Genomic DNA, 13,618 nt, shown 5'->3' with positions numbered 1-13,618 from the left:
TATAGTATTATAAGAAATTTCAACTTGTGTATCAAAATGATAACATAAAATCACATTGAAAAACTCGGGAATTATTACAATTGAAAGAAAAATGAAAATATTCATCTTCATTTTTCCCATAAAACAGCATACTATTTCAAATTCCGTAGAAAAAAATGATACGATAGAACGAGATTATATGTTAAGGGAGACGGTCTAAATGAAACAACCACTCGCACATCGAATGCGCCCTACAAATATTCAAGAAATTATTGGGCAACAGCATTTAGTTGGTGAAGGAAAGATTTTATGGCGAATGGTCCAAGCAAATCATTTTCAATCTATGATTTTATACGGTCCTCCAGGTACAGGAAAAACATCCATTGCCAGTGCAATTGCAGGAAGTACCGGTACCCCGTTTCGTCTATTAAACGCTGTTACTCACAATAAAAAAGATATGGAAGTTGTCGTACAAGAAGCGAAGATGCATCGACACCTCGTTTTAATTTTAGATGAAGTTCACCGTCTAGATAAAGCAAAGCAAGACTTTCTATTACCTCATTTAGAAAGCGGACTTCTTACTTTAATTGGTGCAACGACAAGTAATCCATTCCATGCAATAAACTCCGCTATTCGAAGCAGATGTCAAATTTTCGAATTACACGCACTAACAGAAGATGATATTTTAATTGGGTTAAAAAGAGCTTTAGAAGATAAAGAAAAAGGCCTTGGAGAATATGCTGTAACGATAACAGATGAAGCACTACATCACTTTACAAACGCCTCTGGTGGTGATATGCGTTCCGCTTATAACGCACTTGAGCTTGCTGTATTATCCAGCTTTACTACAGACGATCAAGCGGCTGAAATCACACTCGAGATTGCAGAAGAATGCTTACAAAAGAAGAGCTTCGTTCACGACAAAGGCGGCGATGCTCATTATGACGTATTATCAGCATTTCAAAAATCAGTGCGCGGAAGTGATGTAAATGCAGCGCTCCATTATTTAGCACGCCTTATTGAAGCAGGTGATTTACAAAGTATTGGCAGACGCCTTCTTATTATGGCTTATGAAGATATTGGACTTGCTAGCCCACAAGCTGGACCGCGTACACTAGCTGCAATTGAATCAGCTGAACGAGTCGGATTCCCAGAAGCACGCATCCCACTTGCAAATGCCGTTATCGAGCTATGCTTATCACCAAAATCAAATTCAGCTTATAAAGCACTGGATGCTGCACTACATGATTTACGTAACGATCAAACAGGTGATATTCCAAGCCATTTAAAAGATAGTCATTACAAAGGCGCAGAATCACTTGGAAGAGGCATTGGATATTTATATCCACACGACCATCCAAACGGCTGGGTAAGGCAACAATACTTACCTGATAAAATAAAAAACAAGCAATATTATAAACCGAAAACGACAGGAAAATTTGAGCAAGCACTTTCTACTGTTTATGAAAGATTACAAACTTCGAATAAAACGAAAAATAAAGGGTAACATAAACGAAAACGTCACCATTATGGAGGCTTCGCTTATGAAAACACGTCAAGATGCATGGACAAAAGAAGATGATCTCCTTTTAGCAGAAACTGTTTTACGACATATTCGCAGCGGAAGTACACAAATAAAAGCATTTGATGAAGTCGGCGATGCGTTGAACCGCACTTCAGCAGCTTGTGGCTTTAGATGGAATGCTGAAGTACGAGCGAATTACGAAGATGCAGTGCAGATTGCAAAAAAACAACGTAAAGAATTAAAACGTTCTGAAGCTAAAATAGAAAAAGATCAGTTCACGAAAACGAAACAACTCGTAATCGATGCTGAGTTTTCAGAAGATATTACGCCAAGTAAACAGGAACTTACAATGCAAAATGTCATCTCATTTTTGCAAAACATGGAACATAATAACCCTTCAATCGCAAAGTTGCAAACTGAAAATGATGTATTACAAAATCAGCTCACTTCCCTACAAAAAACGAATAATGAACTTGAAGCAAAATTAGCGGTACTCACAAAAAAACAACAAGCAATCGAAGAAGATTACGCGATGCTTGTTAGAATTATGGATCGTGCTCGAAAACTTGTTTCAGTCGAAGAGCAAGAAGATCAAATTGCCCCGATTTTCAAAACCGATCAAAACGGAAATTTAGATATTATTTATTCTGCAGAGAATTAAAAACAAGGATGTCACTTAGTTAAAAAAGTGACATCCTTGTTTGTTTTCGGTGAACCATATATATCGGTAATTGAAATTATATCAACGATTTTTCAAATATATCTATCGTAACTTGCAATATATCAACGATTTTTCAAATATATCTATCACAACTTGCAATATATCAACGATTCGACAAAGGATATCGATTTAACGACAAAGATTGACAATAACATTCCTCCCTGTCATACAAAGAAACGCCCAAAATAGATTGGGTAAATATAATCATTACTTACTAGCCTTGCTCACATTTGAACTAGTAGTAATGCAAATATTTTTATTTCTTTAATACATATAAAAAAGCATATATCCAAAATGGATATATGCTTTCACTTTATTCTTGCCCCACACGTTTCACTTCTACGTTTTTAATACGTTCACGTACAACGTGACTTGCCATAATTAAGCCTGCCACAGATGGTACGAATGCATTTGATGAAGGTGGTAATTTCGCTTTACGAATTTTTGCATTTTCGTCTGGTACGATCTCTTTACGTACTTCTTCACGAATTACGATTGGATTCTCGTCAGAGAAGACAACTTTTACACCTTTTTTAATACCCTCTTTACGAAGCTTCGTACGAATTACTTTCGCAATTGGATCTGTATGTGTTTTAGAGATATCCGCAATACGGAAACGAGTTGGGTCCATTTTATTTGCTGCACCCATACATGAGATAATTTTAATTTTACGACGTAAACATTGTTTAATTAAATGGATTTTGAACGTAATTGTATCAGATGCATCCACTACGAAATCTAAACCGTGTTTAAAGAACTCTTCATATGTTTCATCTGTATAAAACATTTCTAGTCCAATTACTTCACATTCCGGATTAATGTCTGCAATACGCTCTTTCATTAATTCTACTTTTGAACGTCCTACAGTAGATACTAAAGCATGAATTTGACGGTTTACGTTTGTAATATCTACAACGTCTTTATCAACTAATACGAGACGTCCTACGCCAGAACGTGCTAACGCTTCTGCCGAAAATGACCCTACGCCACCAATTCCTAAAATACCGACTGTACTATTTTTTAATATTTCAAGTCCTTCTTTACCGAAGGCTAATTCATTACGTGAAAATTGATGTAACATTCAGCTCTACACTCCTATTACAAAAATGGTCTACCATGTATTCTAGCGTTTTTCCGACTATTTGTATAGAAAAAGTTATAGAATTCCTAAAAATACATATTTCGAAAATGAAAACATAGTGTACACCGGACTTTTTAAACTTCCCTTTCAATACATGTTTAAAAAGGAGGATTCAGAGGGACGAGCAGCTCGAGGCGCTTATGCCAGGAGGAGCGCAGTGTAGCTTTAACTACTCGAGCACCGGACTAGCGAAGCAACGACGAGATGCGACCTCCATCTGAACCGGACTTTTTTAAACTTCCTCTCAAAAAAAGTCTAGACGGTTATAGTATAACCATCTAGACCCTATTCTTACTTCTCTTCTTTCAAGCTTAATTTTAAGTTCAATTCTTCAAGCTGTGCTTCTGCAACTGGGCTTGGAGCTTCTGTTAATAAGCAGCTTGCGCTTGCTGTTTTCGGGAATGCAATTGTATCACGAAGGTTCGTACGGCCTGCAAGTAACATAACAAGACGGTCTAAACCTAATGCGATTCCGCCGTGTGGTGGTGTACCGTATTCGAATGCTTCTAATAAGAATCCGAATTGCTCTTGCGCTTCTTCTTGTGAGAATCCAAGTGCTTTGAACATTTTTTCTTGTACGTCACGCTCGTAAATACGAAGTGATCCGCCACCAAGCTCATAACCGTTTAATACAAGGTCATATGCTTGTGCACGTGCTTTTTCTGGTGCTGTTTCTAGTAGCTCAACATCTTCACGGAATGGCATTGTGAATGGGTGGTGAGCTGCGAAGTAACGATCTGCATCTTCATCGTACTCAAGAAGTGGCCAATCAGTTACCCATAGGAAGTTAAATTTACTTTCGTCAATTAACTCAAGCTCTTTACCTAGACGTAAACGAAGTGCGCCTAAGCTATCTGCAACAACGCTCTTCTTATCTGCTACAAATAGTAATAAGTCGCCAGCAGTAGCTTCTAATGTAGTCATTAACACGTTTGCATCTTCTTCACCGAAGAATTTCGCAATCGGTCCTTTTAGGCCGTCTTCTTCAACTTTAAGCCAAGCTAGACCTTTTGCACCGTATACTTTCACAAATTCAGTTAATGCATCGATGTCTTTACGAGAGTATTTACTTGCAGCACCTTTTGCATTAATTGCTTTTACTTGTCCGCCGCTTTCTACAGCACTTGTAAACACTTTAAATCCACAACCTGCTGCAAACTCAGATAAGTCTGTTAGTTCCATTTCAAAGCGTGTATCTGGCTTATCAGAACCGTAGCGAGCCATTGCATCAGCATATTTCATACGAGGGAATGGTGCACTAACTTCTACACCTTTTGCATCCTTCATAACTTTCGTCATCATACGCTCCATCATATCTAAAATTTCATCTTGTGTTAAGAATGAAGCTTCGATATCGATTTGCGTGAATTCTGGTTGACGATCCGCACGTAAATCTTCGTCACGGAAACAACGTGCTACTTGATAGTAACGCTCAAATCCGCCGACCATAAGAAGCTGTTTAAATAACTGTGGTGACTGTGGTAATGCATAGAATTCACCATCATGTACACGACTTGGTACTAAATAGTCACGAGCTCCTTCTGGCGTGCTTTTCGTTAAAATTGGTGTTTCGACTTCTAAAAACTCTTCTGTATCTAAGAAATTACGAATTGTTTTTGTTACGTCGTGACGCATTTTGAATGTGTTGAACATTACAGGACGACGTAAGTCTAAATAACGATATTTTAAACGCACATCTTCTGATGCATCTGTATCATCAGCAATGATAATTGGCGTTGTTTTCGCTGCATTTAGTACATTTACTTTTGTTGCTTGTACTTCAATACGACCAGTTGCCATATTGTCATTAATTGCGCCTTCACCACGTTCAACAACTGTACCTTCTACGTGTAATACGTATTCACTACGAATTGTTTCTGCTACTTCTAACGCTTCTTTTGATGTTTCTGGGTTAAATACAACTTGTACGATACCTGTGCGGTCACGTAAATCGATAAAGATTAATCCACCTAAGTCACGGCGTTTTTGTACCCAACCTTTTAATTGAACTGTTTGTCCAACAGCTTCTACTGTTACTTTTCCACATGCATGTGTTCTTTCAGCCACTGTAAGTTCCCCCTATATTAATTTCTCTGCTACGTATGAAGCAAATACATCTAACGCTACTTCTTCTTGTTCACCTGTTGCCATATCTTTTAAGTTAATGATACCTTTATCCAGCTCATCTTCTCCTAATACAGCTACAAATTTCGCCTTTAGACGATCTGCTGATTTAAATTGTGCTTTCATTTTGCGATCTAAATAATCTTTTTCAACTGACAATCCAGCTTTACGAAGATTGAACGCAACTTTTGCAGCATGGTCTTTCGCTTTTTCACCGAGCGCTACAACGTAACAATCAATGCTATGTTCAAGTGGTAATTCAATATTTTCAGCTTTTAGCGCCATAATTAAACGTTCAATACTCATTGCAAAACCGATACCTGGCATTTCTGGTCCACCGATTTCTTGTACAAGTCCGTTATAACGGCCACCACCGCTTAATGTAGTGATCGCACCGAAACCTTCTGCCTCACTCATAATTTCAAAAACAGTGTGTTGATAGTAGTCTAAACCACGTACTAAGTTCGGATCTTTTTCAAATGGAACATCCATCATCGTTAATAGTTCTTGAACTTTGTCGTAGTATACTGCTGAATCTTCGTTTAAGTATTCTGTAATAGATGGTGCTGTTCCCATTAATTCATGGTTACGGTCTTTCTTACAGTCTAAAATTCGAAGTGGGTTCTTTTCTAAGCGAGATTGACAGTCAGAGCAGAATTCGCCGATACGTGGCTCAAAGTGTGCGATTAATGCATCACGGTGTGCTTGACGGCTCGCTGCATCACCTAAACTGTTTAATACAACTTTAATATTTTTTAAGCCCATGCCGCGGTAAAATTCAACAGCAAGTGCAATTACTTCTGCATCAATTGCAGGATCATTACTGCCGATTGCTTCGATACCGAATTGTACGAATTGACGATAGCGACCTGCTTGTGGTCTTTCATAACGGAACATTTGACCGATATAGTATAATTTCGTTGGTTGTGTTGCATCACCAAACATTTTATTTTCAACGTAAGAACGTACAACAGGTGCAGTACCTTCTGGACGTAATGTTAAGCTGCGCTCTCCACGATCTTGGAATGAGTACATTTCTTTTTGTACGATATCTGTCGTATCACCAACACCACGTAAAAATAGCTCCGTGTGCTCAAAAATTGGTGTACGAATTTCTTTATAATTGTAACGACGGCAAATTTCGCGTGCTTGCCCTTCGATATACTGCCATAACTCAACAGTGCCTGGAAGAATATCTTGCGTTCCGCGTGGGATTTGAATAGACATATTCAGTTCCTCCTCAAATTGTTTTAATCTTAATAAAAATAAAAAAACTCCCGCCTCTACTGTTTAAACAGTAGGGACGAGAGTATTATACCCGTGGTGCCACCCTAATTGAAGCACGTATGCTTCCACTTTTTTAATAACGCTTAAATATGCGTTCATCCCTACTAAGCATATATGCCGTTCAAGTTGAAACCTCTAGAGTGTCATTCAATCAGTCATCATGCAGAAATGTTTTCAGCCTAAGACATTCCTTCTCTTTCCATGTGTGTCTCATTTACTCTTCTCTATCAACGGTTATATTCATATGTAAATATAAAATTACTATACGTTTGTTAAGTAGGATTGTCAAGTGCTCTAAGAACGTTCAATCTGCTTCTTTAGACGCTTTACATCTTGAAGAGAAATCCCAAACTCGGAAGCAAGCTCCATTGAAGTATTGTTTTGCTCTTTTGAAATAAAATCATGAAAATTCACGTTAAATAGTTGATTTGCACCATTTGTAACAGAATGCCCTTTTTCATTCATGCGCATACGTATATCCCTCACATTCAATATGGATGTTTTACTTTTTATTGTTCCATATTGATGAGAGAGTTATACATAACCGAAACTGCTATTGATTCCAAATAAACATTAGTATTCGATTTATAACAATAACAATAGCCAGTCCACTTGCTAGCATATGATACTTCAAATGATATAATGCTGCAACACCTACTCCAAATACGATAATTTCTAATAATACATGTAATATACCTTTTACTTCCCATTCTGCATGTGGAGCTCCAAATAACCCCCAAATGGCAGCAACAACAATCGGAATAATAATAGCAAGTGTAATTTTTATAGCTGTTGTTGTTCCTACTCGAAACCCCCAGTATCCAACAATCCCAAGAATACATAACTCTAGCATAAAACGTAAAGCTATATTAAATTCTTGAAGCATACTACACCTTCTTTTCCTTTTATTCCCCTTCAAATTAATCGTATGATAAATGAACAAAACATACAAAAATGTATAAAAAAGAGAGGATTATATAACCCTCTCTTTTTTATCAACACTATTTACTGTCTACAATTAAGGTCACCGGACCATCATTGATTAAAGAAACGTCCATCATTGCTCCGAATTTCCCTGTTTCTACATGCAATCCTTGTTTACGAACTTCTTCATTAAAGAAATCGTATAAACGCTCTGCATAGTCAGGTTTCGCAGCATCCATAAAGTTTGGACGTCTCCCCTTGCGACAATCTCCGTATAATGTGAATTGCGAAATAGATAGAACTTGTCCTTCTACATCAAGTACAGAATGATTCATCTTTCCGCTCTCATCTTCAAAAATACGTAAGTTTGAAATTTTTTCCGCAATGTAAGTTGCATCTTTTTCTGTATCTTCGTGCGTAATGCCAACTAGTAATGTTAAACCGAACGGAATTTGTCCTACGATCTCACCGTCTACCGTGACAGACGCTTTCTTTGATCGTTGTAAAACAACTCTCATCTTTCTACACTCCCTATTAATGCATCATGCGTCGTACTGCATAAATTTCCGGAACACGTTTAATGCGTTCTACTACTTTTTTCAAATGTTGTAAGTTACGAATTGAGATTGACATATTAATTGTCGCCATCTTATTACGGTCACTTCTACCAGAAACAGCTGAAATGTACGTTTTCGTCTCTGTAACAGCTTGCAGTACTTCATTTAATAAACCACGGCGATCGTAACCTGAAATTTCAATATCAACGTTATACTCAATTTCTTTTTCAGGGCTACCTTCCCACTCTACTTCTAATAATCTTTCTACAGCTTCTTCTGTATGAACATTTACACAATCACGGCGGTGAATCGATACACCTCGGCCTTTTGTAATATATCCAACGATATCATCGCCCGGAACTGGGTTACAGCATTTCGATAAACGGATTAATAAATTATCAGCACCGCTTACCTTTACACCAGAATCCCATTTTCGAATTTTCATCGGTTTACGAACTTCTTTAACTTCAACAATCTCTTCTTCTTCGCGTTGTTTGCGGAACTTGTCCGTGAGTCGCGTAACAATTTGCGAAGCTGTAATTCCGCTATATCCAACTGCTGCAAACATATCTTCTTCATTTGCAAAGTTAAATTTCTCAGCGACGCGTTTTAAGTTATCAGGCGCTAATACTTCTTTCATCTCATACTCTAGACCACGTACTTCCTTTTCAACAAGTTCACGGCCTTTTTCAATATTTTCGTCTCTACGTTGTTTCTTAAAGAATTGACGAATTTTATTTTTTGCATGAGATGTTTGAGCAAGTTTTACCCAATCTTGACTTGGGCCATAGGAATGTTTCGACGTTAAAATTTCAATGATGTCGCCTGTTTTTAATTTATAATCCAGCGTCACCATTTTACCGTTTACTTTTGCACCAATTGTTTTATTCCCAATTTCCGAATGGACACGATACGCGAAATCAATCGGAACCGATCCAAGTGGTAATTCCATTACATCGCCTTTCGGTGTAAAGACGAATACCATGTCAGAGAATAAATCAATTTTTAATGACTCCATAAATTCTTCTGCATTAGAAGCTTCATTTTGCCATTCTAATATTTGACGGAACCATGTGAGTTTCTTCTCTAGTGTACCTGTTGTTTCTGCTGTTTTTCCTTCTTTATACGCCCAGTGTGCCGCGATCCCGAATTCTGCAATTTCGTGCATTTCTTTCGTACGAATTTGCACTTCAAGTGGGTCACCTTTCGGTCCAATTACGGTCGTATGAAGAGATTGATATAGATTTGCTTTTGGCATTGCAATATAATCTTTAAAACGACCTGGCATCGGCTTCCAGCACGTATGAATAATTCCAAGCACCGCATAACAATCTTTAATACTATTTACAACAACACGTACAGCTAATAAATCGTAAATTTCATTGAACTGCTTATTTTGCAGTGCCATTTTACGATAGATACTGTAAATATGTTTCGGTCTTCCAGAAATCTCAGGTTGAATTGCAACTTCTTTTAATTTCTCACGAATACCAGTCATTACTTCGTCTAAATATTCTTCACGTTCTGCACGTTTACGCTTCATTAAATTTACAATACGATAATATTGCTGTGGATTTAAATAGCGAAGTGACGTATCCTCTAGCTCCCATTTAATAGTACTAATTCCGAGTCTATGTGCTAAAGGTGCAAAGATTTCTAACGTTTCATTCGCTATGCGACGCTGCTTCTCTTGAGGCAAATGTTTCAATGTACGCATGTTATGAAGACGATCAGCTAGTTTAATTAAAATAACTCTAATATCTTGAGCCATTGCAATAAACATTTTGCGATGGTTTTCTGCTTGTTGTTGTTCGTGAGATTTATATTTGATTTTCCCAAGCTTTGTAACACCATCAACAAGCATAGCAATTTCTTTGTTAAATTCCCGTTCAATATCTTCTAACGTAATCTCTGTATCTTCCACTACATCATGTAAGAAACCTGCTGATACCGTAGCTGGATCCATGTGTAAATCAACTAAAATACCTGCAACTTGAATCGGATGAATAATATACGGTTCACCCGATTTTCTATATTGTTCGCTATGCGCATCACGTGCATATTCATAGGCACGTGCCACTAGCTCAATATCTTCATCCGCTAAATATTGACTTGCTTTCTCGAGTACCTGTTCAGCTGTTAGTACCTGCTCATTTGCCATCGAATCACCTTTTATTGAAAATTGACTTTATCTTTATTTAATAGAATAAATTATATTCTATCATTATAACCCAATGATTGTGAATTGTGAAAAGGAAAAGATTTTACTGACATTTCACCATGATTTTTTGTTCAATTATACAAAAGTACCCGCTCCTCTCCAAGAGATTCACGGGTACTTTTTATCACCGTAGTTTTACCTATATAGTGATTAGTATTTTTCTAATACTAATACATCGTAACCATCTAACATTTTACGACCATCTAAGTAAGTAAGCTCTACTAAGAATGCAATTCCTGCTACAACTCCGCCTAGCTCTTCAACTAACTTAATTGTCGCTTCGATTGTTCCACCTGTAGCTAATAGATCATCTGTAATTAATACGCGTTGACCTGGCTTAATTGCATCTTTATGGATTGTTAAAACATCTTTACCATATTCTTTACCGTAGTCAACTGTAATTACTTCACGTGGTAATTTCCCTAATTTACGAACTGGTGCAAATCCTACTTCTAACGCATAAGAAACTGGGCAACCGATAATGAAACCACGAGCTTCTGGTCCTACTACAACATCGATATCTCTTTCTTTTGCGTACTCAACGATTGCATCTGTTGCTGCTTTGTATGCTTTACCGTCATTCATTAAAGGTGTAATGTCTTTGAACACAATACCTTCTTTCGGATAATCCGGTACAATTGCGATATGTTGCTTGAAATCCATATTTCTGAATCCTCCTCAGATCTAAAAGGTTTGTAAATACAAATCCTTTACCCTAACTGTTCTACTTCTTTATGATTACGAATCGTTTCAAACCATGTATATAGTTGCTGATATGTGCTATAAACCAATTCTTTTTCTAATTGTAAGTGGTTCATTTTCTCACGATATGTGTTCGATTCAATTAAATCACGCTTTTGTTTTTTGTCTGCCATAAAAATGACGCCATCTTTTATTGTAACAAATTCTAACTCAAAAAACACCTGTGTCATGAAATTTACTGTATCTTTTGACCAACCTTTATGACGACATAGTTGTTCTCCATATTGTCTTAAAGAAAATGGTGTTTTTTGGTTTAAGAAAGAATAGTACCATTTAAAATGTTCTCTCGTAGGAACTGTACTAAATAAATGGTTATTCTCTTGATAAAACAGCGTATAAATTCGCGCTGGGAATCCTACTTTAAATAACTCACGTAATTCATCTGTTCCTTTTGGCAAATCGAGTAACACGATGTATTGATCATCTAAATGCGTTACTTCTGACGCATGCATAAGCTTTTCTTTATAGTCCTCTAAAGAAAATTTATTCAATACCTCTTCAGAAAAATACACCATTGTTATTTTTTCTTTCGGAAGTTCTGCTAAATTTGCTTCTGCATTACGCATACTACGCCAATCAAATAATTGCCACGCCTCTACAGCAATATCTTGTACCATTAGTTGTGGCTTCTTAAAATTATTCCATTCATTGATGGATGCTTCCCCTATTACAGATACCTTTGCAACTGGAGAGATTTCTTTCGCATATGCACCGAAACCGAATCCAATTGTATCCAGTGTTGCTTGTCCATCACGAAGAGCCATTTTTAAATGAGAGCCATCTGATCCGATTGCGCGAATACTTTCTAACTCTGCATCTTTCACTGCAATACGTGGTTTCGGATTTCCAATACCAAACGGTGCTAGTTTTTGCATATCTTCAATTGCCGCTAGCGTTACATCCTCTACTTTGCAAAAAACATCAACTGCTGTAATTGGAATAAAATCTTCTTCTGTTAAAATTGCATCTGCTTGTTCATTTAAGCGGCGACGTAATTCATCTACATCATTCATATGTAGCGTCATTCCCGCTGCCATCGGATGCCCTCCGAAGTGTGGCAATAACTCTCTACAATCTGATAAGTTTGCAAACAAATCAAATCCTGCAATACTACGCGCTGAGCCTTTTGCTGTTTCTTTAATAGGATCAATGCTTAATACAATCGTCGGACGATAAAAACGTTCAACTAATTTAGAAGCAACAATTCCAATTACCCCTGGGTTCCAGCCTTCTTTTGCAAGTACTAATACTTTGTTTTCTTCTGGTGGGAAGTTATTTTCAACTTCAGCGATAGCCTCTTCTGTAATTTGCTTTACAATATCTTTTCGCAGTTTGTTCAGCTCATCAATTTCTTCGGCCAACTCTTTCGCTTCCTCTGGATCATCTGATAATAAAAGGTGTACAGCCGGCGCTGCATCTTCTAAACGTCCGACCGCATTAATACGCGGTGCGAGTGAGAAGCCAATACTCTCTTCTGTAATTTCACTTTGCGAAACGTTAGCAACTTTAAATAGCGCCTTTAGTCCGATATTTTTCGTCATACGCATATGTTTTAAACCGCGTTTCACTAGCAACCTATTTTCACCATGAAGTGATACTAAATCGGCTACTGTACCGATTACTGCAATCTCTAATAAATGTTCTGGTACACGGCCTAATAGTGCATGCGCAACTTTAAACGCAACACCTACACCAGCTAAATAGTGAAACGGATATACACCGCCATCTAATTTCGGATGTATAATCGCAAGTGCTTCTGGCAATTCTGGCGGTGGCTCATGGTGATCTGTAATAATTAGATCTATTCCAAGCTCCTTTGCTACATTCGCTTCATGTACTGCTGCGATGCCAGTGTCGACAGTAATAATCAGTGAGAACCCTGCGCTATGCGCCCAACGAAACGCTTCTTCGTTCGGTCCATACCCTTCTGTAAAACGATTTGGAATGTAAAATTCTACTTCTGCACCTAATTCTTGAAGAGCAAGATATAAAACCGTCGTACTACTTACTCCGTCCGCATCGTAATCACCAAATATTAATATTTGCTCTCCATTTTGAATCGCCTTATTTACACGTTCTACCGTTCTATCCATTCCTTCTAATAAAAATGGATCATGAAATTCTTGATTTTCTGTATTTAAAAAATCTAAAATCTTATCTTCTGTATCTAGTCCTCTACCGAGGAATAATGAAACGACAAGTGGCGATAACTGTAATTTACTTGCTAATTCACTCACTCGCTCGTCATTATATTCTTTTTCTTTCCAACGCGTCTTCGGTTGTAACACGAAATCACCCCTTAACCTGTTTATTATACAAGACAGATTAAGGGGTGACAATATAATGCAAACTACGATGCAATATCTATATACAAAAA

Annotated in this window: 11 protein-coding genes and 1 other annotated feature; of the genes, 2 read left to right on the top strand and 9 right to left on the bottom strand. The window is 37.4% G+C overall.

Annotation, left to right across the window (positions count from 1 at the left end; translation table 11 throughout):
- Positions 1-199: 199 nt before the first annotated feature.
- Together DN403_RS11460 and DN403_RS11455 are read left to right on the top strand one after the other, a co-directional pair.
- Complete coding sequence (locus DN403_RS11460; protein ID WP_000812913.1) at positions 200-1,486, top strand: replication-associated recombination protein A; 1,287 nt, start codon at positions 200-202, stop codon at positions 1,484-1,486.
- Between the two features lie 37 nt (positions 1,487-1,523).
- Positions 1,524-2,165 (top strand): RsfA family transcriptional regulator, encoded by a 642-nt coding sequence (locus tag DN403_RS11455; RefSeq protein ID WP_000857697.1) that lies wholly within the window; start codon positions 1,524-1,526, stop codon positions 2,163-2,165.
- A 373-nt stretch (positions 2,166-2,538) separates the two neighbouring features.
- Here DN403_RS11455 and DN403_RS11445 read toward each other — a convergent pair whose 3' ends face one another.
- From DN403_RS11445 to recJ, 9 genes are all read right to left on the bottom strand, one after another.
- On the bottom strand, positions 2,539-3,306 hold the full coding sequence (locus DN403_RS11445) for a tRNA threonylcarbamoyladenosine dehydratase (RefSeq protein WP_000903182.1): 768 nt from the start codon (positions 3,304-3,306) through the stop codon (positions 2,539-2,541).
- A gap of 351 nt (positions 3,307-3,657) precedes the next feature.
- Positions 3,658-5,433 (bottom strand): aspartate--tRNA ligase, encoded by a 1,776-nt coding sequence (gene aspS / locus DN403_RS11435; protein WP_000840901.1) that lies wholly within the window; start codon positions 5,431-5,433, stop codon positions 3,658-3,660.
- A gap of 12 nt (positions 5,434-5,445) precedes the next feature.
- Positions 5,446-6,717 (bottom strand): histidine--tRNA ligase, encoded by a 1,272-nt coding sequence (gene hisS, locus DN403_RS11430; RefSeq protein WP_000027086.1) that lies wholly within the window; start codon positions 6,715-6,717, stop codon positions 5,446-5,448.
- A 69-nt stretch (positions 6,718-6,786) separates the two neighbouring features.
- Positions 6,787-7,017 (bottom strand) — a binding site (T-box leader).
- A 54-nt stretch (positions 7,018-7,071) separates the two neighbouring features.
- The gene (locus DN403_RS31110; RefSeq protein ID WP_001242605.1) at positions 7,072-7,248 is read right to left on the bottom strand and encodes a hypothetical protein; all 177 of its coding nucleotides are present in this window, start codon (positions 7,246-7,248) and stop codon (positions 7,072-7,074) included.
- Positions 7,249-7,330: 82 nt separating this feature from the next.
- Complete coding sequence (locus DN403_RS11425) at positions 7,331-7,663, bottom strand: YrdB family protein (RefSeq protein ID WP_149185474.1); 333 nt, start codon at positions 7,661-7,663, stop codon at positions 7,331-7,333.
- A 115-nt stretch (positions 7,664-7,778) separates the two neighbouring features.
- On the bottom strand, positions 7,779-8,219 hold the full coding sequence (locus DN403_RS11420; RefSeq protein ID WP_098505652.1) for a D-tyrosyl-tRNA(Tyr) deacylase: 441 nt from the start codon (positions 8,217-8,219) through the stop codon (positions 7,779-7,781).
- A 16-nt stretch (positions 8,220-8,235) separates the two neighbouring features.
- Positions 8,236-10,419 carry a GTP diphosphokinase gene (gene relA, locus DN403_RS11415; RefSeq protein WP_001262795.1) on the bottom strand — a complete coding sequence of 728 codons (2,184 nt, stop codon included), beginning with the start codon at positions 10,417-10,419 and terminating at the stop codon, positions 8,236-8,238.
- A gap of 210 nt (positions 10,420-10,629) precedes the next feature.
- The gene (locus DN403_RS11410) at positions 10,630-11,142 is read right to left on the bottom strand and encodes an adenine phosphoribosyltransferase (protein ID WP_000346215.1); all 513 of its coding nucleotides are present in this window, start codon (positions 11,140-11,142) and stop codon (positions 10,630-10,632) included.
- 47 nt (positions 11,143-11,189) lie between these two features.
- Complete coding sequence (gene recJ / locus DN403_RS11405) at positions 11,190-13,529, bottom strand: single-stranded-DNA-specific exonuclease RecJ (RefSeq protein ID WP_000941227.1); 2,340 nt, start codon at positions 13,527-13,529, stop codon at positions 11,190-11,192.
- Between the last annotated feature and the right edge of the window lie 89 nt (positions 13,530-13,618).

Origin of the sequence: Bacillus sp. AY2-1 (assembly GCF_008368965.1) — a bacterium.
Lineage (GTDB): Bacteria > Bacillota > Bacilli > Bacillales > Bacillaceae_G > Bacillus_A > Bacillus_A thuringiensis_S.
This window is presented reverse-complemented; position numbering and strand designations above follow the sequence as displayed.